Genomic DNA, 20,689 nt, shown 5'->3' with positions numbered 1-20,689 from the left:
GGTGCCGCTCGGGGCCCTGCCGGCCCAGATAGGCAAGGTGCGCAGGCCCTGCCATTAGCTGAGACAAGAGAGGCGCTATCCGAATAACAGTAATTTAACAAGAGGTAGGAATTAAGGCCGAAGTCACGGTAATGTTAGAAATTATACTCGGCAAGGCAAGTAGTTTTTGTATTATGCTTATTTTAATGTGAAATAAAATGATACTGCTTGTTGCTGGTCAACGAGTTAGCGATAATCATCGAATCTGGTATTTGGCACATTATTTCGATAAGAGTTATTACCTTTACCCATCATTCAACCTTTTCTGTTCCTTATGAAGGCTCTTTTACTAGGATTATTCTTATTTTTATTTAGTAATTTCACCTTTGGGCAAACGTTATATACGTTCAATGGCGGGGGCACCAGCGGCAGCTGGGAAGACCCTTCGGTTTGGACAACGGACCCCACCGGCTCGACTAGTGTTGGAGCGCGGGTGCCAGGCAGCACCAACAACGTGGTGATAACTAATAGCTTCGTGGTAACGCTAAGCACTACGCTGGGAGCCGCTGCTACCCCCGCGAGCATCACCGTGCAGCGGGGCGGGGTGCTGGACCTGGTAACGACTACTGCGGCCCCGGTTACCTCGGGCGGCTTTAGTGGCACCCTGGGCCGCCTCGCGGGGCAGGGTACGCTGCGCATCGGACGGCCCTACTTCCCGGCCGTCACGACCAACGATTTCGACGATGCCAACACGGGCACCGTGGAATTCTACAACTGGCCGGCGGGCCCAACCGCCTTGCCGACGGCCGTCGGCCAATACAACAACCTGCGCCTGCTCAACACCACGGCCACGGCCTACACCGCGCAGCTTAACAACGACCTGACGCTAAAGGGCAACCTGACGCTAGTTAACGCCACTTACGTTCGTCCCGTCCCTCCTGCTACCGCTCCTGCACCCACTGTGGTTCTGAACCTGGGCCAGACGGCTGGCACCAACAGAGCCCTAACGATAGATGGCAACGTGACAGTAGGAGTAGGCACGAGCTTGGGCGTGACGGCAGTAGCTGGCGCTCACACGATTAACGTGAGTGGCAGCTTTGTAAATAACGGCACGGTGAATCTGCACAACGGTGTTGATACCCAGGCTGCGCTACTCAACTTCACGGGAGCTACTGATGCCAACTTCGCCTGCAATGGGCCCACTGATTTGGGGCGTTTGCAGGTAAACAAAGGCATCGACAGCCAGACGCTGCTGAATGTGACGGCAACGGTAGCTCCCGGCGGTGCTTCTGCCAGTAATCTTCGGTTAAACTATATCGCTGATGGTGCTTTGCTGGTTTTAATTAATGGTGTTGCCAAGCTTGGCGGTAATATTTTCTTGCCTAAGATTCGGAATGGAAACACTCCGGGTATTGGGTTTGATATTGGCACCCCTAGCACGGGTCCTACTAACTCTGGAACAAGTCCCACCCTTTGGATAGCTGGCGCTACACTGCAAAACAACAATGCGACGGGCGTAGTCGTCTATGGAACGTATCGCATCAGCGCAGGCCAGTTTAACAGTTTAACACCTGATGCTATGGTAATTCGGGAAGACGGACAGGTGCTGGTCGAAGGTGGGAAAACCTTTCTGAATAAGATGAGGCCGTCGAGCACGACGGCTACCCACCGTGGGTCCTTCATCATCACTGGTGGCGAATTTGAATGCAATGGCACCAATGGCACCGCTAACGATGGCTTCGCCCGCTTCGCAATCCCCTACCTCACGCAGTCGTTTCGCATGACGGGCGGCACCATCCGGGTACAGAATCCGTCTGCCTTGGATGGTTTGTTTCACATTGGGGCAAACCCTAATAACGCAGTAGTAACGGGGGGTACCATCGAGGTGATTCTGCCAGCCACGAATGAGAACGGCCGGATTCTGACTACGGCTCCTCTATGGAATCTAACTATTAGAAAGGCCGGCGCAGCCGGCACCAGCAAGGCAATACTGGCTGACGTTCCGGTTCCTGCCACTTTTGCCCCCGGTGCCACCACCACGGCCCAGCCGCTGACGATGCTCAACAACTTCACCATCGACGGCACCAACCCGACGACGTTCGACGCCAACTCGCAGAACATCAATATTCAGGGCACCTTTACAATCGGCACAGGCGGCATCTACCTGCCTACCACGAACACCACAACCTTCAGCGGCGGGCAGAACCAGCTGCTGACCAACAACGGCGCTATTGGTACGGCTAACAATACCTTCTACAACTGGACGGTTAACAAATCAGCCGGTACTCTCACTTTAGGAGGTACAGCTGGCACGTACACCGTCGCGGCGGCTGGCACCCTAAGCCTGCTCAACGGTGTACTCAACGACGGCGGCAAAACGGTAAATGTGCTGGGCAACTTGGTCAACTCGGCCTCGCACACTAGTGGCGGCGGCACGGGTAGCATTGTGCTAGCGGGCACGGGCGCCCAAACAGTGAGCGGTAATGGAGAGGGCGTGTTCGGCAACCTGAGCGTGGGCCCCCGTGCTGCGGGCGCGGTGACCATGACGGCCAACATGAGCGTGGCAAGTGTGCTGACTCTGAACCACGTACTCGACATCGGCGCTAACCGCCTGTCGCTGACTAACGTCAGCCCTGGCGCAGTAACGACCAACCAGGAAGCTTTCAGCAACCTGTATATGATTCGCACGGCCGGCAACCAGAGCGACCTGGGCGTGCAAAAAACCTACGGCGGTGCAGAGTCCTTTTTATTTCCAGTGGGCACCGGTACGAAATATACGCCGGCCATTATCCGGCTGGCGTTGGCTACCTCCTTATCTCGCTACGGGCAGGTAAGCGTCAGCCCCACCAACATGCGCAACCCCTTCGTAACGGGTACTACTAACTCTCTGGCCTACTATTGGAAGGTGCGTAGCGTAGGCTTTGATGCGCTCCCGACAGGCAGTATTTTTCAAACGTTCCGCATGATAAACGCGGACGCGGTGGGCACTCGGGCCAACTACATTCCCGCTCGTTACCTGCCGGTGGCCTGGACAACTTACAACGACCCCAACCTGGTAACCGACGCGGGTGCTACCAGCAACACCATCGCTTTTGAAGCTCTCGACCAGTTTGAAGGCGAGTTCACTGCTGGTGAGCCGGCCGCGTTTGGAGCAGTAACAGCGTTCTATAGCCGGGCTAACGGCAATTGGGAAACGCCCACTACCTGGAGCACAACCGGCTTTACCGGAGCGGCAGCTACTACTGTGCCCGGCGCGGGCAACCCCGTTTTTATTGGCTCGGCCAGCGACGCAAGGTTTCACACCGTGACCGTTACGGCTATTAACGCCAAGTCCGGCTCGCTGGTAATTGACCGGGGCTCTGTGCTGGACGTGCAGACGTTCACCGGCCATAATTTCGGTGCCCTGCCTGATGCTAAAATAGGCGGTGCGGGTCGGCTGCGCGTGAGCACCAGCAGTAACACAATCACCGTCTTTCCGGGCGGCGACTTTGGCTCTTTCCTTCAGCCGAGCGGCGGCACGGTTGAATACTACACCACCAGTAACCGCGACATAATCGTGCCCTTAACGTCGGCCTCAGGTCTGGCTCTGAATTCCTACCGGAATCTGTGGCTTAACGCCGGGACGGGTCGCATGATAACCTTGCCTAACGTAGACTTGCGGGTATATGCGCAGTTGAAAGCCGGCACAGTCACGACTTTCCCCGGCACGGCGCTGCTGAGTGGCGGCACCGCCGGCAATCTGCGTGTTGATTCCTTACTGGCCGTGCAGGCCGGCGTATTGCGCTTCGCCAACGGCACTGCCCGCACCCTGATAGCTGACACCGATGTGCGGGTTGATGCCGGAGCAACCTTCGATACCAACGGTGGCGGCGCCACAGTGACGAACGCGCTGACGGTAGGCGGCTCGCTGACCAACAATGGTATTCTGGACTTTAACATGACCAGCAAAGCCAGCCTGACCTTCACCGGCCTCGCGAATACCAGCCTGACTGGCACCACCGGTACGCTGACTGACCTCTTCTCGCTCACCGTGAACAAAGGCACGAACCAGACGCCCACCCTAACCGTGGACGTGGCCGGCGCCCTGACTACGCCCACCAACGGCTGGCTCACTCTGAGCAATGGCACACTGCGCTATGCTAAAGCCAACAGCACGCTGACCATTCATGACGCCGCGAGCCCCTACATCATCACCGATAACGCGGCGCTGACCGTGGACGCTACTGGCGCGAACGTGACGGTAGCAACCAATACCAGCGCCCTTTCCGACCTCAAGCTGGCCGGCCAGCTGCGCGTGCTGCAAGGTATGTTGAGCGTGGGCACAGCGGCGGGCACGGGCAACGACCTAGAGTACGCCAGCGCGGGCGCCCCCACTATCCGGGTGAGCGGCACCGGCACCCTGTACGTAAACGGGCAGGTGCGCCGCACCACGGCCAACACCAACGGCTCGCTGCGCTATGACCAGAGCGGCGGCGCAGTTGAGGTGGCCGGTCTGGGGGCTACCGCTGCCGCCAACAACGAGCGCGCTCTGTTTGAAGTGCAGGGGCCCGGCAGCATCTTCCGCATGACCGGCGGCACCCTGGCCCTGCGCCGCTCCAACGGCCGGCCCGCCATCATCGCCGACCTGTATCTGCGGCCCGACTCGACGGTGGTAACGGCCGGTACGGTCCTGCTCGGCAATACCGCCGCTGGCGTGGGCAACGTAACGATTAGCGTGGAGTCGCTCGTGCCGCTCTATGACCTGAGAGTGGAGGCCGGCGCCAGCAACACAAACCAAAACACCGGCCTGCTGACGGGTCTGAACCCTCTGAATCTGAAAGGCTCCTTGACCATCGGCAATGACAACTCTTTCTTCAGAGCCAACGGCCTCGGCCTCAATATCGACCAGGACCTGATTAACAACAACACCTCGACCAGCACCTCGACGGCTACGGTGCCGGGCGTGGGCGGCTTCCAGCCGGGTACCCCGGCCCAGACAACCACCTTCACCGGCAAAGGCGCCGTCACTCAACTGCTGGCCGGCGCCGCCGGCAACCTGACTGAGTTTGGCAGCTTGCTTCTGAACAACGCCCGGCCCGGCGGCACGCTGCGGCTCGACCGCAATGCCCGCGTGATTGGCACGCTGACCCTCACTAAAGGCACGCTGGCCGATAATGCCCAGACCATCACGGCCCTGGGCGATGTGATCAACTCGGCCACGCACACCAGCAGCGGCACTGGCAGCCTTATCTTCGGTGGCACCGCCAACCAGAACATCGGGGGCAACGACACGGGCCGCTTCGGCAACCTGACGCTCAGCAATGTGGCTGGGGCTACTACCCTGGCCAACCAAGAGGTGACTGGCCAGCTGACCTTGACCGGCGGCGTACTGACCATCGGCTCGAACCTTCTCTGGCTGAGCAACCCGGGCATCAGCGCCGTGGCGGGCATCCTGGATGCCACGCGCCACATCCGCACCAACGGCATTGTGGCCGACCTGGGCCTGCGCAAATCCTACCCGGCCACAGCCCACAACTTCGTCTTCCCAATGGGCGCTTCGGGCAAGTACACGCCGGTGCGCATGAACGTAACGAGCAACTCGGCGGTGGGTACCATCACGGTGCGGCCCATCGACCGGGCGCACCCCTCGACCACTGACGCCGCCTTCAAGGAGTTGAGCTACTTCTGGAAAGTGAGCAGCACCGGCTTCAGCGCCGCGCCGGCCGTAACCCAGGACTTTACCTATGTGGACGTGGCCGCCGGCAACGACGTGAACGGCACGGAAGCCAGCTACAAGCTGGGCCGCTTCCTGAATGGCGCCTGGACGCCAGTGGGCGGCATTGCCGGCAGCACGGTGAACGCGACCAGCAACACTCTCACTGCCGGGGTTACCTATTTCGAAGGGGACTACACCGGCGGCGAGCCCAGCGAGTTCGGGGTGGTACCGACGTTCTACAGCCGCAACGCTACCGCCGGCCTGCCCGCTGGCGCCAACTGGAACGACCCGGCCGCCTGGACCTCCAACGCCGACGGCACCGACTCCTCGCCGCTGCTCACCACCTTCCCGACCCTGGCCAACCCCGTGGTTATCCGCAGCGGCCACCTGATTAATACGAACGGGCCGGGCCGGGGCGCGGCTACCCTGAATCTGCTCGGCACCCTGAACCTCAATGCCGACGGAGCCAACAACTTCAGCACCGTGACCGGCAGCGGGACGCTGCGCATCGGCTCGGCCCTGTTTCCGGCCGGCAACTACGAAGCCTTCGTGGCGGCCAACACCGGCGGCACCGTGGACTTTACCGGCCCCGTGCAGCTGCCGGCCCGCGACACGTACAACAACCTGACGTTCTCGGGCGCCAACAGCAAGCAGCTCAGCAACCTTGACTTGACCATCAACGGCAGCCTCACCACGCTGGCCGGCACCACGGTGAACAACCCCACCAGCCAGAGCCTGACCCTGACCTCGGCCACAAGCGGCGCGACGCTGGGCGGCGCGTTCAACCTCAACGACGGCCTCCTGACGGCCGGCGCCTTCCTCACCAACTCCGGCACCCTCACGCTGGGCGCGGGCGCGGTGGGTATCGGCACCGCCTTCACCAACAGCGGCACCGTCAACAACGGCAGCGGCGCGCTGGTGGTCGGCGGCGCCTTCATCAACAGCGGCGGCTACAACGCCAACACCGGCAGCGGCAGCCTGACTGCCAATACGTTCACCAACGCTGGCCCCGGTGTTTACACGGCCGGCACGGGCAGCCTGACCACGACGGGAAATTTCAGCAACGGCGCTGGCGGCACCTTCACGGCCGCAAGTGGCGCGGTGACCGTGGGCGGCAGCTTCGCCAATGCGGGTACCTACGGCGTGACCGATGGCGTCATCAACAATCAGCTTCGCGTGGCTGGTGATTTCACCAACAGTAGCGGCGGCTTGTTTTCGGCCGCAAGCAGCGCCCTGGTGCTACAAGGCAATTTCACCAACAGCGGCACCTTCGACGCCGGCACCGGCCTGGTGCAGTTCCTGACGGATGCCAGCCGCACGATAACCGGCACCACCAGCTTCTACAACCTGCAGAAGCTGCGCACCAGCCCGCTGCGGCTGGGCACGGGCACCGACGTGACGGTAAACAACCTGCTGACCCTGCAAAGCGGGCTCATCATCACCGGCACGGCCAACACGCTGCGCCTGATTAACACTACTGAGCAGCCCATCGTGGGCACCAGCCCGACGGCCTACGTAGCCGGTCGCCTGGCCATGAACCTGCCCAATGCCGCCAGCATCCGGGAATTCCCGGTCGGCCTGGGCGGGCGCTACCGCCCCGTGACCATCAAGCCCCAGGGTATTTCGGCGGCCCCGGTGGTGCTGGTTGAAATCTTCAACTCGCCGCCGGCCGGTCCTATAGCTAATACATTGTCGAACCTCTCGGCCAACCGCTACTACCGCATTCAGCTGTTGTCGGGCACCATCGCCCAGCCTACCGTGCAGCTGAGCTTTAACACCGACGTGGTGGATGAGGAAGTAAACGTGCCCGGCAACCTGCGCGTGGCTCGCTCCATTGGCAATGCCGGCACTTGGAACACCGCTGGTGGGGCGGGGGTATTCTCGCCCGAAGCGCCGCGTGGCTACACTATCTCGGCGCCCACTGTTATCGACAACAACTCGTTCTTTGCCCTGGCTTCCACCAATGCGGTAGATAACCCGCTGACCGGCCAGGCGCCGCTGCCCGTGGAACTAGTGCGGTTCACGGCCACCCGGCAGGGCCCGGCCGTGCGCCTGGCCTGGGCCACGGCCACGGAGAAGAACAGCGCTTACTTCAGCGTGCAGCGAGCCAGCGACGGCCAGCGCTTCACCGACATCGGGCGCGTCGAAGCCCAGGGCAACAGCAGCAGCCGGCACGATTACGCCCTGCTGGATGAAGCTCCGCTCGCCGGCCTGAACTACTACCGCCTGCGCCAGGTAGACCGCGACGGCACCGTAGCCTACTCACCAGTAGCCACCGTGCGCTTCGACGGCGCGGCGGCCCCCGCCACGCCGGCCCTGCTGGCCTATCCGAACCCGGCTTCGCCCCAGGGCTTCAAGCTGCTCACGGTGAATGCCGGCACCAGCGGCGGCGCGGTGCAGCTCTTCGATAACGTTGGGCGCCTCGTGCTGACCAAAACGGCCGCCGTCGGCACCGCCGAGGTCAGCATCGAGCCAGCCCGGCTGCTGGCCAGCGGGATGTATTTTGTCACCTGGCAGGTTTCGGGGGGTGCCAAGCTGACGACGAAAGTGGTCGTGGAGTAGCAGCTCACTTTGCTCACAAAAAAGCCCCGACTCGCCTGGAGCCGGGGCTTTTTCGTGGGCAAGAGTTTTTTAGCGAAGTTCCTTACTCCTTACCCAAGCCGTAAGGAAACGGCTCCCTGCGTCACGGCGCGGAAGCGGCGTCAGGCTGCTCATTCCCTACCCCCCTCCCTCTCGTCCAACCCACCCGTGGGTTGTCGCTTAGTGTCGGGTTTGGACTGGTAACGGGGGGTAGGGGATGGGCCGCAGCTATTGCGGCCTGTTCTCCGCTACGGCGTTAAGCCGTCGGAAAGTCCACCCACTCCCCGGAAAAGCCGTGAGTGGACTACCTGCTAATAGCGTGCATCGCGCGCGTGAGCCAGCCAGGTACGGTGCCGGCTCCGGCCTGAGCTGCCCGCCGGGCAAAGGGCAGAGAAAACCGAGACCAGCGCCACTTGTGCTCTTGCTGGCGCCCGGTAGCCAGGCCGATGGAACGCAACGCTAGCGTCAGCCGGAAAGCCTCAGTTCCCTACCCCCTCTTCAAGAGGAAACCCGCCGCAGAAGACATCTCCCCCCCCCGCTATTTGCCACCTGTTTTGCCAGCCAGCTACCAGCATTTGCTTTCCTACCCCTTCGCTCCCGCGGGAGGGGGTAGGAAGGTCAGATTGCGCTGGGCGCCAGGTGTGCGAGTGTGTAGCGGACTTCCTTTGACTTGCATAAACCACCGTTATTTCTCAGCTTCCTGCGCCAAAAGTGCCAGAAATGAAAGTGGCAAAAACGAAAATCCCCGCTCTGAAAAATCAGAGCGGGGATTTTTGAAGAAGCAAACGAAGCCGCTAGTTTTTCTGAATGCGGCGCACCGCGACCTGCGTACCCTGGCGCACCTCCAGCAAGTACACGCCGGCCGCCAGCGCGGCGGGCAGGCGCAGCTGCTGGTCGGCGGGCAGGGCGGCCGGGGCCAGCACCACCCGGCCGGTGAGGTCGCGCAGGGCGACGGTGGCGGCGCCCGTCGTGGGCAACGCTACCGTGAGGCGGTCGGTGGCCGGATTAGGAAACACCTTCAGGCCGGGCAGCGCCTGGCTGGCCTGCGCGGCTAAGACCAGATTGAAGGCGGCTGAGCTAGTAGCAGTCCCGCCGGGCGTCACCACCGTGATAGCGCCTGCACTGCTGCCCATATCGCTGGGCACCACAAAGGTGAGGCTGGTGGCTGATACCACTGTGAATGCAGGGATGGCGAAGCTGCCGATGCGCACGGCCGTGGCGCCCGTGAAGTTGGTGCCGGTCAGCGTCACCATCGTGCCCGAACCGCCTCCGGTGGGCGTGAAGCTGGTGATAGTGGGGGCCGGCGCCGTCACGCTGAACGTGGCCGCGGCCGAGGCGCCGCCGCCCGGCGCGGGGCTGGTAACGACGACATTATAGGTGCCGGCCGCCGCAATGGCCTCGGCCGGCACGGTGGCCGTGAGCTGCGTGGCCGAAACCAGCGTCGTGAACAGGGCAACGCCGTTGAAACTCACCACCGAGTTCGCCACGAAGCCGGTGCCGGTCACCGTCAGCATAAAGGCGCCGCTGCCGGCTACGGCCGTGGCTGGCGCCAGCGAGGCGATGGTGGGCGCCGGGTTAGGCACCGTCACGGTGAAGCTGGTGGCGCTGGTGGCCGTGCCGCCGGGCGTGGTGACGGCAATCGGGCCGCTGCTGGCGCCCGCGGGCACGGCGAAGGTGATGCTCGTGGCCGATACCACCGTAAAGCCCGTGATGGCTGCGCCGTTGAGCGTGACGGCGGTGGCGCCGGTGAACTCCGTGCCAGTGAGCGTAACGCTGGTGCCGCCCGGACCGCTGGCGGGCGTGAAGCTGACGATGGTCGGCGCGGCGGCTTCCGGGGCGAAAGCCACGCCGCGAAACGCGGTGTTGGTGCCGGCCGTGGCAATGGCGGCCGGCAGGGCGACCACGCTGGGCGCGGCGTTGTAGCCGGCCTCGTCAGAAACAAGATACAGGCGGCCGGTGCCGCTGGCGGCCAGCGAAACGGCGGTGCCGCTGCTGCTGGTGCCCATCAGGCCGCGCAGGCCCGCCGCGCCGCTGATGGCGCCGTTGAGCACCCAGGCGCCTCCCACCAGGCTCCACTTCTGAATGCCGCCGCCGGCCGTACCGCGGTCATCGGCGATGTAGAGCACATCGACGCCGGGCACGGCGGCGCTCAGGTCGGCGAGGTAGAACGCGTTCGGGCTGGAGCCGGGCGCGCCAGGAAAGCCCGGCAGCAGCGTTACGGCCTGCCCCTCAGCGGTCGGCAGGCCCGTGCCGACCTGGCTCAGGCCGACGTAAGGGCTCGCCGCGCCGGTCACGTACAGGTTGCCCCCGAACGTGTTGATGGCGCGCAGGTTGGTGGGCTGCTCGTTGAGCGGCGTGGAGGCGAAGCCGCCGAAGGGCACGTAGCGCACGCCGGAGTTGGCGCCCACGGCGTAAAATCCTAGCCCATCGGCCGTCGCCGCCGCGCGGATGCTTGCCTTGTCAAATGCGTCGCCCGTGCTGGTGCTGGTATCGAAGCTGCCGTCGGCGGCAATGCGGCCAATCACGCGCGTCACGTCCGTTGTTTCGCTGGCGCCGATGGCCGGCGTGCCTGGTGCGGCGCCGTAGCCCGCCAGCACGAGGTAGCGGCCGTCGGCCGAGCGGGTCAGGTTTAGCTCAGAGGTGGCCGTGCCGCTGGCGGTCAGAATGCGATTGTTGCCGCTGACCGAGGTAGGCAGGTCGATGGTCCGCACGAGCGTCCCGTCGGGCGTGTACTCATCCAGGAATACGGCCGCCGCCGCCCCCGAGAGGATTTCCGAGCCGTCGCCGACGCGGGCCACCACGATGTTGCCGGGCCGGAAAGGGGCGGCCAGCAGGGGCGCGGGCTGCAGAAAAAGGGTGGTGGCCAGGCCAGCCATTAGTTTAGAAAAGTACAAATATTTCATGGACAAGATAAAAAAGAGGAAATGAGAATAAAAAAACGGTCACTGAATTGTCAACCGATGCCCCAAATATAGCTCCTTGCTTCCTAAATGGGGGTAGGAAGAGGAGAAGAAAGGATTTTTTGTTGTTCAGGCGGTAGATTTGGTATGACCCTTAAACTTCTTTTACGAGCCTTTTCGCTGCATTCGTTCGCTGGAAAGTCAACAACTCAACCTCTTATAGTACTATTGATAGGACGACGCAGCGGCTGGTGCTTACCTTTAAAAAAAGGCCTGGCCGCTACCAGTTGGCCGCGAGCAGGGCAACTAGCGCGCAGAGGGACTCCAATCACGTCGCTAGTCAGAAGAAAGTCCGTAGTATTATGTGCCCCTCACACCTCGGTGCGCTGGCCTGCGTTTGGCCAGGGTAGAGCAGTGCGCGTTTTCTAGTCCAGCGTGGTAGGCGGATGAGGTGACGAGTACAGTGTGCTGCTCGCTTCGTTGAGGCAGCCTGAGCCCCATTGCGCCAGGCCGCTTCCGCAATTCGCAATTCGAGGCGGCAGAACAGGTCCTCCACCGAGTTGCGCCGCCGGTTGCGCCAAATCAGAAGCCATGACCTAAGAGTGACCCGGCCAACGGCCCCGGCAGGGAGCCGCCAGAAGTAAAATCATCTTGAAAACTCAAGGCAGCAACCGCCATTTCCTACCCCCCCTTCAAAGCAGAAATGCCCGCAAAGCGACCCGGAAACAACAACGCCCCGGCCAAAAGGCCGGGGCGTTGACTTGTTCGCTAAGCAGGGGGTAGGGACTTGCAGAGGGCCAGGCTAGAAGCCCAGGCCGATGGTGAAGCCCTGGGCCGAGTCGCCGAACTCGCCCAGCGCGCGGGCCGCGCCCGTGGCCGTGTCGATGCGGTAGAGCCGGGTGCGGCCGGCCGAGGAGAGCAGAGCATAGGCGATGCCGCTGCTGCCGCCGATGTCGAAGCCGGTAGCGGCGTCTACGTTCACGCCTAGCGCCCCCACCTCTACCAGCGTGCCGTTGTTGGGCGGCAGCTGCCGGAAAAGCTTGTCCGACGCTACATCAATGTCGAACAAGGTCGTGGTGGTGGTGCCGGCCACGTTGTTGGCGTAGGCCGCGCCGGTCACGGCTGGCGCGCCCGGATTCAGGGCGCCGTCCACGGTAGTAGCGCCGTCGAGCGGATTGATGCGCAGATTCTGGCCGGTGTTGCTTACCACGCGCAGGCGGTCCACGACGGGGTTGAAGTCCACACCGAACGAGGTGCCCATCAGCGGAACGCTCAGGGCGGCTACGAAGGTGGCGGCGCCCGACGAGGCGTTGAGCGTGTAGAGGCGGCCGGCGCTGCCTACGGCATAGATTTGGCCGTTTACGGGCCGGAAATCAATGCCCACAACTGATTCGCCGGCTTGCAGGCCGGCGATGGGCTTGGCCACGGTGCTGCCAGAGTTGGTGGGGTTGAAAATCAGCAGGTTGCTGGCTGCATCAACAGCATAAGCCACCGGGTTGGTCGGGATGGCAATGCCGGTGTACATCAGGTCTTTGTCGTACTTGGCCAGAATGCGGGCATCGCCGGTAGCCAGGTTGACGGTGAAGAGCGTGGGCTTTTTATTGACCTCAAACAGGGCCAGAGCCAGGTCGGAGCCGGGCGCAATGTCGAAGCCGCCGTTGCCGGTTGCTTTCAGCTTGAGGTCGCCGACTTCCACCAGCGTGCCGTTGTTGGGCGGCAGCTGCTTGTAAAGCTTCTGGCCCGCCACGTCGATGTCGTAGAGGGTGGTGGTAGCAGCGCCGGCCACGTTATTCGTGTAAGCCACGGCGGCGATGCGGGCGCCACCGGCCCCGTTGATATCGCCGTCGACGCTAACCACAGTGCCGGTTTCGGGGTTCAGGCGCAGGTTCTGGCCGTCGGCCGTCACCAGGCGGATGCGGTCCACGGTCGGGTTGAAGTCAAAGCCCACCACGGTGCCAGCCAGGGCCGGCGCAAATGGCGCAGTGCCAATGGCGCGCGCGGCGCCGGTCCGCGGGTTGATAACGTAGATTCGGCTGGTACTGCCCACGCCGTAGAGCTGCCCGGTGGCCGGGCGGAAGTCAATGGCCAGAATGGTTTCGCCGGGCTGCAAGCCACTGATGGTCGCGGAACTTACCGGGCGCTTCGGGTCGGCGCCGGCAAACATATCCAGCTGCACCCCGCCCGCCAGGGCGTAAAAGTCGAACGTCAGTTCGGCCTTTTTGGCGTCGCTTATCCCCGTGCTGCCCGTCGGGTTCTGCGTAACGTCGTCCAGGTCCTTGTTGCAACCAGCCAGGGCGAAAAGGAGGGTGGCACAAGCTGCGAGCCTGCCGACGGAATAGGGCGTTCTCATTGGTTTAGGTGGTAAGGAAGTGAAAGATAAATTTGTGAAGAGTTGATGAAGAAGCTACGACGAAGAGATTTCATCGGATTGTTCAATTCTTAGCAGATTGCCATTTTATTTTAGTTGCTCTTCGGCCCGGCCTGATTATCACTATTCTGGTTGCAGTGCTGGCTAAGGTGCTGCCCACTACCTGACTTACTTGCTGCCAGCGGAGGGGGTAGGGAATAAGGCGCGTCCGGCCCCGCCATAAAACATTGCCTTACCTTGAGCGTCTGCCGCCTCACAATGGACCCGTTCTCGCTTTCCCTACCCCCGCCTTCGCCCCTGATGTCGGCCGCCGCCCAGGACCAGCAGATTCAGCTGGCCGTGCGCGAGCAGCGCGGACGCCTGCTGCGCTTTATTCAGCGCCGCATCCCCGACCCCGACCAGGCCGAGGACATCCTGCAAGACGTGTTCGCCGAGCTGGTCGAAAGCTACCGCGTGCTCAAGCCCGTCGAGCAGGCGGCAGCGTGGCTGTTCCGGGTGGCGCGCAACCGCATCACCGACCTCTACCGCCGCAAAAAGCCGGTCAGCCTCGAAGCCGAGTTTGCCGCCGCCGAAGCCAACCCCGACGGTGAGGGCCTGCTCCTGGCCGACCTGCTGCCCGCCCCCGACGACCGCCCCGAAAACCGCCTGCTGCGCGAAACCCTCATGGATGCCCTGAGCGCCGCCCTGGCCGAGCTGCCCGCCGCCCAGCGCCAGGTGTTCGTGTGGCACGAGCTGGAAGACCGGAGCTTCAAGGAGATGGAAGCCGAAACCGGCGTGCCGCTCAAAACCCTGATTTCGCGCAAGCACTACGCCGTGCTGCACCTGCGCAAGCGCCTGCAAAAGCTCTACGATGAGCTGTTTACGGATTGAGGGGGTAGGGATTAGCGCGAAAAGGCGGTCAGGCTGAACGCAATGAAGCATCTTTACTGCTGACTAGCTCAACCGTTTGCTCAAACTGAATGCTTCCCCGGTAGAGATGCTTCGACTCCGCTCAGCATGACGTTCCGCCACTCATATAACTTATAATTACCCCACCCCAACATGAACCGTACCTTCTGGCTGCTCCGCGGCCTTCGCTTCGCCCTCTTCGGCGCGCTCTTCCTGGCCCTGGCCGGCTTCGGCACCATGAGCCTCTGGAACTGGCTGGTGCCGGCCCTGTTCCACGGCCCCCTCATTTCCCTGCCCCAAACCTTCGGCCTGCTCGTGCTGAGCCGCATCCTGTTCGGCGGCTTCGGCGGCGGGAGCCGGGCGGGCGCCTGGGCCCGGCAGCGCCGCGCCTGGCAGCAGCGCCTGGCCGGCCGCCTCGACAGCCTCTCGCCGGAGCAGCAGGAGCAGTTCCGGCAGCAGATGCACAGCCGGTGCAGCATGGGCTGGAAGCAAGCCGCGTCAGCAGTAGCCAAAGAGCAGGCCCAGCCCGCGTAGGGTGCGGGGCTGGCCCCCGCCCGGCGTCCGCGCCGTCGGGCTGGCGGCGCTGGCTCCCTTGCCACATCACGGCTTCTCCGTCAGGCCGATGCCAGCCCCGCGCCCCCCCGCACTAAACCCCTCCCTTCAAGAAAGCTCTTTTCCCCTCGTGGGAAGGAGCTTTTTTTATAGCCTCGCACCGCGACTGGCGGTGCGCTCAATCAGAGGCAGTCATCCCATCGCACTGCCCGGCCTGAAAAATATTCTGCTCCGACTAAAAAATACAATGCTCGGGCCCGATAATATTATACTCTTAATTAAAAATATTCTACTCGCGGATGAAAACACAACCCTGCGCCTAAATAATAGCCAGCTCGGCCTGAGAAATATGCTACTCCGAGCCAAAAACTCGCTTTTAACCCCTAAACAGGCCGGAGCCGGGCTCATTTGGGACGGTAGCCAGCTGCCTGTACCTTAGCAGCCAACCGGCCGGGAAAGGCCGGGCTTATCCATCCTTTATTCCACTTATTTTATGACCGACGTAGAAATTAACTTCCAGGGCATGGCCCTGAACGTACTCAAGCTGCTGAGCGAGGCCCGCCCCCGCTGGGAGCTGCTCTATAAGAAGCTGCTGCCCGATTTCACGGCCCTGGAAACGGCCCTGGCCAGCTTCGACGACAAGGCCCAGCAGCGCAGCGGCACCGGCAGCCAGGGCTACACCGAAGCCAAGGACCTGGCCGAAGTCGCCGCCCTCGACGCGGCCATGCCCGTAGTGCAGGGCCTCAAGGCCCTCTACCAGGACGGCCAGCACCCGGCCCTGGCCACCGTGGCCGCCCACACCCGCACCAAACTCGACGCCCTGCGCGGCCTGACCCAGGTAGCGGCCCTCGAAAGCCTCTACCAGACGGCCCTACCCCTGGCCGCCGAGCTGGCCGAAGAAATGGTGAGCGCCGAGCAGCTTCAAGCCCTGCACGAGCGCACGGCGGCCTACAAGCCCCTCATCGGAGCGGCCCGCCAGCAAATCAACAGCGGCAGCGTGCTGCGCGAGGCGGCCGTGCAGCACCTGGGCGAAGCCCGCGCCGCCCTCGCCCGCCTCGACGTGCGGATGCCCAACCTGCAACCCCTGCTGCCCGAGCTGGTAGCCCAGTACCAGCAGGCCCGCTTCCTCGTGAACGCGGGCAAAGGCGGCGCCAAAGCAGCCCCCGCCCCGGCAGTAACACCTGCGTAGTAGCAGAGGGTAGGAAACGGAAAAAGCCCCGGCTGCGCGAGCGGCCGGGGCTTTTTTGGGTTTTACTTGTTAAATAAATCTGGTGTTGAAGTTTGCAAATCCTCAAAATCATCGGGCTGCATTCGCTCGAACTCAGTTTGCATGACCTTCAAGTAATGCCACTGCACCTTGGTGAGGTCGGTGGCCCGTTCGCACCAAGCGCGGGCGGCCTCGTCTTTGCGGGCTACGTCCACATCTTCGCGGCCTTTAGTTTCAACCAGCCAGTGGGTACCGTCAGGCTGCCGCATTACAAAATCAGGGTAGTAGTGGCGCAGACTGGTGCGGGTGTCGGTGTAGGCAATGGAGAAACCGAAGCTCTCGGGCAGCTTGGCGAAGGCCGCTACGTCGGAGGCTTGGTCGAGGAATTTGGCAAAAGCTTCTTCAAAATCGTTGTCGCACACCACGTAGTTAAAAATGGTGCGGGCCGACTCAAATAACTGGCGGGAGGTTGGGAAGGCGGGGGTGCCGGATAGGGGGCGTCCCTGGTGCAGCAAATCCGGCTCTTTAGTTTCTAAGAGTAGTGGGCGCAAAACCTTCTCGAAGGTTTCAGTCACTACCCAATTAACCTGGGACGTGCTCAGGGCTCGAATAACATTTGGGTCTCTTAAATCCACCTTTTCCCGAAATAAACGCTCGGCCAAATATTGGCGGATTTTGGGCACGAGCGTTGGAAATTGGGAGGGTAGCTTCAGGTTCTCGGCAATGCGCTTGGCATAGTAGCCGATGACCTCTTCGGCTGTAGCGGGCGGGGACAACTCATATTCACGCTCGAACAGCTTTTCCTTAGTTACCACGTCGGTGGCCTCGTACTTGAAGCTCTGATTGGCTTGGCCGGGCTTGCTTTTCACCCGCAACGAGCTAATTGGAAACTTGTCCACATCTAGCGCTTCAATCTCATCGCGCAACGTCTTTTTGCGCACCAACAGCGGCGTGAGGTCGGGCAAGCCGACATCCATAGCTGCCTTTTCCGGCACTGGCTCAATTGCAACAATGCGCAGCTTGTCTTTGCCGACCTCAAACGTGCCAAATTTCAAGCCTTCCGACTTTTCCAGGTCGTCGATAAACTCCAGGAATTTCTTGTTGCCGATAATATCTACCCGCTCGGTAAACCCGCTTTGTGTGAGGTGGCGAAACATCAGGCGCAGCCCCCGCCCGATGGCCTGCTCCGGCAGGATGTTAGCCTTGGACGTGTAGGGTCGCAGGCCCACAACGACGGTCACATTTTGCACGTCCCAGCCTTCGCGCAGCATCATCACCGACACCACGGCGTTGACCGGCGACTTATCATCGTCAATGTCGCGGGCGGCTTTGCGAGCCTCGTCTAAATCCTGGGTTGAAACCTCGCCGCTGCGGTCGGTGTGAATCGTGAGGGCCCCCTCACCGGCAAATTCTGCCGGGTACTTGGTTTGCAGCCAGTGGGCTACGTCGTCGGCTTCTTTCGTGCTGTTCATCATCACGAACAGCACCGGCTTTTTATTCAAGGAATGTAACTGCTCCCGGTACTCGCGCCAGCGCTCTACGCCCGCAACCAGAAAGCCTTCGTAGCGGACGCTAGCAATGTCGGAATTTACCTCATCTACCCGCGAGAGCCCTTTGATGGGCCGCTTTACCAGCCGGTCGTTGATGGCTTGCTTGAGCGGATAATCGGAGGTCGTCCAGGGAAACAGGGCGCCGCTGTTGAAGCGCGGCGTGGCCGATACGTCCAGCTGCAAGGCGACCGGGCAGCGCTTGTGCAAGCGCCGAATAGTTTGATTCCATTCGCTGTCCTCGTCGTGGGTGTGGTGCGCCTCGTCGTTGAGCACCAGCACCGGGCCGGAGCGGGCGGCAATGCGGGTCAGGAAGTCGTCGGCACCATTGGCGCTAGCGCCGAGGGTAGGCGGCACCATACCTAGCAGTGCCGCCAGTGGGCCGGGCACGCCCGACGTGGCCGGCGGGCGCTCATAGAGCTGCTGAATGTTGGTGAGGTACAAGCCGCCTTCGGAGCCGCCAGCTTCGGAGTCGCCGCGCATATAGGCCCGGAAGTCGTCCCACAGCCAGCGGTAGTCCATCGGCAAAATGGGGTCATGCCGGAAGGTGAAGTTGCCCGCGAAATCGGTTAGCAGGCGCTCTAGCACGATGATGTTGGGGGCCAGCAGCAGGAAGGTTTTGGCCCAGCGTTCATCGTGGGGGTAGCGCACGGCGTTGAGGTAGTGCCAAGCCACGGCCAGCGCCATCACTTTGGTTTTGCCGCTGCCGGTGGCCATTTTCACGGCGAAGCGGGCGAATTCGTCGTAGGGCGGCAGGCGCATTTCCTGCCCCTTCACGGGCCGGGCGTAGGTTTCGAGCAGGGTAGCCCGCGTGCGGATGCCCTTCACCTCGTAGAGGTAAATCATGGTTTCCACGGCGTCCTTCTGGCCGTCGTGGTACTGAAAGCGGCGGCCATCGGGCAGGCGGTGGTCGGTGCCGAACCAGTGCCGGAGCAAGTCCCGCGTCACGTCGGTAATGCCCTCGTAGCCGCCGCGTCGCCACGCTTCTACCGCTGTGCGGATGGCCGGCACGCAGGGCGCGGTTTTGAGCTGGTCGCGCACATCTAGCAAGTCCAACTGGGCAACGTTGGGGTCAGTGGCTTTGGCTTTCTTGGGGCGGGGAGGCATAATAGAATCTTATAGAATATCGAGGTCGAACTGTTTGGTCGTGTCGTTGCCCAGAATGTCAATCACCTTCACCATGACGCGGTAGGTGCCCGGCTGCGGGTAGAGGTGGGCGGGCGTTTCGAGGGCAAGCTGGGTTTGGCGGCGGGTGCGGTAGCTCTGCCACTGGTTATGAAAGGTGTCGCCTTGGTAGTCCCAGTCCACGGCCCAGTAGTCCACATATTGGCTCCAGTGCGAAATAGCCTGGCGGGCTTGGTTGGGCACGTCGTCGGGGTTCACCACAAAGTCATTAAGCCGCAGACTCACCGTCCGGGCTTTTTGCTTCACTTGTACGTCCACGTAAGCCAGCTCGGCAAAACTGATGTCACCCTGCTCCACGGCTTTCTTTTCCAGCACTTCGCGCGGAATCTGGTAGAAGCTCAGCTGCACCTTGTGCTGGGCCGCCATGCGCTGGGCAGTATCGTTGAGGTCGAAGGCAAACTCCCAACCCAGGATGTGCAGCGTGTTGGTTTGGGGGCCGTCGGACTTGCCGGCCGCCTGCCAGAACTCTTTCAGCGTGGCCTTGATATCGCCTTCTGTCACGGGCGCGTCCACGCTACCAATGTGAACCAGCGCCCGGCCCTTGCGGCCGTGCAGCCAGGCATAGCCGGGTAGGGATTCGGCGCGGTAGAGCTGAAGCATAAAGTCGCGGTAGGCGGCTTCCTGCGCGGCGCGCTGGGCCGGCTCGCTGAACTGATGCGCCAGCCACTGCTGCCGCTCATACTTGCCCAGGTTTTGCACCGCGAAGGGCTTGACGCCTTCGATGCCCAGCAACCGCTTGCGGGCCGTGTGAATGGCGAAGCGCCCCAGGTCGCAGGTCACCCAGCGGCGGCCCAGCTTCTCGGCCGTGGCCGCCGTGGTGCCGCTCCCGCAAAAGCAGTCCAATACAATATCGCCCTCGTTGCTGCTGGCCTTGATGACGCGCTCAACTAAAGACTCAGGCTTCTGAGTCGGATAATTTACGTTTTGAATTTTATCTGCGGGCTGCAACATTGAAAGTCGCCATACATCATCAATCGTCCGCTCATCTGTTTCAATGTATTGCACTTGCCCAAAAGAATCCTTTGCATTCACAATAGACCCTTTTTCTTTGCTCCAAACCCGTTTGATTTGTTTGACTGTTTCGCCTCGTTTTTCGGTTATTTTATTGAACTGATATTTATTGGACTTGGAATACCAGAAAATGACATCGTGATTGGAGGCAAACCTATTTATGTTGCCCTGAAATTTATTGTAGTAATACCAGATAATTTCATTGCGAAAATTTTCATATCCGAAAACATCATCTAAAATCACTTTGGAATAGTGCGCAACGTGCCAATCCAAATGCACATAAATAGAACCATCCTCAGTCAGCAAATCGCGTAGAATTACTACCGTTTCATAGAACCACTGCAAGTAGCTATCCAAGCCCCGGCCCCAGGTGTCGCGGTAGGCTACTTGCTCAATCACCGACGGCTGCTTAGTGAAGGAAGTGCCGCCCGATACTTCCTCGTCGTCCTCATCGCCGGCGGGCGCGGCGGGCACGGTCGCGGTGAAGGAGAAATTCGCGCCGGTATCAAACGGCGGGTCGATGTAGATGAGGCGCACCTTGCCGGCTAGCTCAGGCAGCAGGGCGGGCAGCACATATTTCTTGTCGCCCCAAATCAGGCGGTTGCGCCATTCGGTCGGCTTGCCCTGCGCGAACAAGGAATACTGGTCCTGACGGAGCTGGGCGCTTTCGTTCACCGTTTCCACGGTCTGGAAGGGTAGGGCCAGGCGCAGAGGGGTAGCGCGGCGGCCATCGGGCAGGTATTTGCCTTCCCATCGTAGTTCAGTCATTCAGCAGAG

The 20,689-nt window shown here is 61.6% G+C and carries 8 protein-coding genes; 4 read left to right on the top strand and 4 right to left on the bottom strand.

Going from position 1 to position 20,689, the window contains the following annotated elements; all coding sequences use genetic code 11:
* The first annotated feature begins 313 nt into the window (after nt 1-313).
* Complete coding sequence (locus ACFE70_RS11930) at nt 314-8,236, top strand: T9SS type A sorting domain-containing protein (protein ID WP_375417974.1); 7,923 nt, start codon at nt 314-316, stop codon at nt 8,234-8,236.
* An 812-nt stretch (nt 8,237-9,048) separates the two neighbouring features.
* Here the strand turns inward: ACFE70_RS11930 and ACFE70_RS11925 are convergent.
* Nucleotides 9,049-11,157 carry an IPT/TIG domain-containing protein gene (locus tag ACFE70_RS11925; protein ID WP_375417973.1) on the bottom strand — a complete coding sequence of 703 codons (2,109 nt, stop codon included), beginning with the start codon at nt 11,155-11,157 and terminating at the stop codon, nt 9,049-9,051.
* A 799-nt stretch (nt 11,158-11,956) separates the two neighbouring features.
* A complete protein-coding gene (locus tag ACFE70_RS11920; RefSeq protein ID WP_375417972.1) occupies nt 11,957-13,504 on the bottom strand; it encodes a DUF4394 domain-containing protein in 1,548 nt (515 codons plus the stop codon).
* Nucleotides 13,505-13,780: 276 nt separating this feature from the next.
* On the opposite strand from ACFE70_RS11920, the gene ACFE70_RS11915 reads away from it, so the two are divergent.
* The 3 genes from ACFE70_RS11915 to ACFE70_RS11905 all read left to right on the top strand — a co-directional run bounded on the left by ACFE70_RS11915 (nt 13,781) and on the right by ACFE70_RS11905 (nt 16,151).
* Complete coding sequence (locus ACFE70_RS11915; RefSeq protein WP_375417971.1) at nt 13,781-14,392, top strand: RNA polymerase sigma factor; 612 nt, start codon at nt 13,781-13,783, stop codon at nt 14,390-14,392.
* 171 nt (nt 14,393-14,563) lie between these two features.
* Nucleotides 14,564-14,944: a hypothetical protein gene (locus ACFE70_RS11910; RefSeq protein ID WP_375417970.1), complete on the top strand. Its 381-nt coding sequence runs from the start codon at nt 14,564-14,566 to the stop codon at nt 14,942-14,944.
* A gap of 511 nt (nt 14,945-15,455) precedes the next feature.
* Nucleotides 15,456-16,151, top strand: coding sequence for a hypothetical protein (locus tag ACFE70_RS11905; RefSeq protein ID WP_375417969.1), 696 nt, complete (start codon nt 15,456-15,458; stop codon nt 16,149-16,151).
* A gap of 62 nt (nt 16,152-16,213) precedes the next feature.
* On the opposite strand, the gene ACFE70_RS11900 is transcribed toward ACFE70_RS11905, so the two are convergent.
* Nucleotides 16,214-18,823 carry a DEAD/DEAH box helicase family protein gene (locus ACFE70_RS11900; protein WP_375417968.1) on the bottom strand — a complete coding sequence of 870 codons (2,610 nt, stop codon included), beginning with the start codon at nt 18,821-18,823 and terminating at the stop codon, nt 16,214-16,216.
* 9 nt (nt 18,824-18,832) lie between these two features.
* The gene (locus tag ACFE70_RS11895) at nt 18,833-20,680 is read right to left on the bottom strand and encodes a DNA methyltransferase (RefSeq protein ID WP_375417967.1); all 1,848 of its coding nucleotides are present in this window, start codon (nt 20,678-20,680) and stop codon (nt 18,833-18,835) included.
* Between the last annotated feature and the right edge of the window lie 9 nt (nt 20,681-20,689).

The organism is uncultured Hymenobacter sp., from assembly GCF_964243305.1.
Classification (GTDB): Bacteria; Bacteroidota; Bacteroidia; order Cytophagales; family Hymenobacteraceae; genus Hymenobacter.
The sequence above is the reverse complement of the archived record's forward strand: the minus strand, read 5'-3'. Positions and strand labels throughout refer to the sequence as shown.

Excerpts from the sequence above, each read along its gene's own strand:
- ACFE70_RS11900 (WP_375417968.1), bottom strand. The coding sequence starts at position 18,823 with ATGCCTCCCCGCCCCAAGAAAGCCAAAGCCACTGACCCCAACGTTGCC.
- ACFE70_RS11895 (WP_375417967.1), bottom strand. The coding sequence starts at position 20,680 with ATGACTGAACTACGATGGGAAGGCAAATACCTGCCCGATGGCCGCCGC.
- ACFE70_RS11925 (WP_375417973.1), bottom strand. The coding sequence starts at position 11,157 with ATGAAATATTTGTACTTTTCTAAACTAATGGCTGGCCTGGCCACCACC.
- ACFE70_RS11930 (WP_375417974.1), top strand. The coding sequence starts at position 314 with ATGAAGGCTCTTTTACTAGGATTATTCTTATTTTTATTTAGTAATTTC.
- ACFE70_RS11905 (WP_375417969.1), top strand. The coding sequence starts at position 15,456 with ATGACCGACGTAGAAATTAACTTCCAGGGCATGGCCCTGAACGTACTC.
- ACFE70_RS11915 (WP_375417971.1), top strand. The coding sequence starts at position 13,781 with ATGGACCCGTTCTCGCTTTCCCTACCCCCGCCTTCGCCCCTGATGTCG.
- ACFE70_RS11920 (WP_375417972.1), bottom strand. The coding sequence starts at position 13,504 with ATGAGAACGCCCTATTCCGTCGGCAGGCTCGCAGCTTGTGCCACCCTC.
- ACFE70_RS11910 (WP_375417970.1), top strand. The coding sequence starts at position 14,564 with ATGAACCGTACCTTCTGGCTGCTCCGCGGCCTTCGCTTCGCCCTCTTC.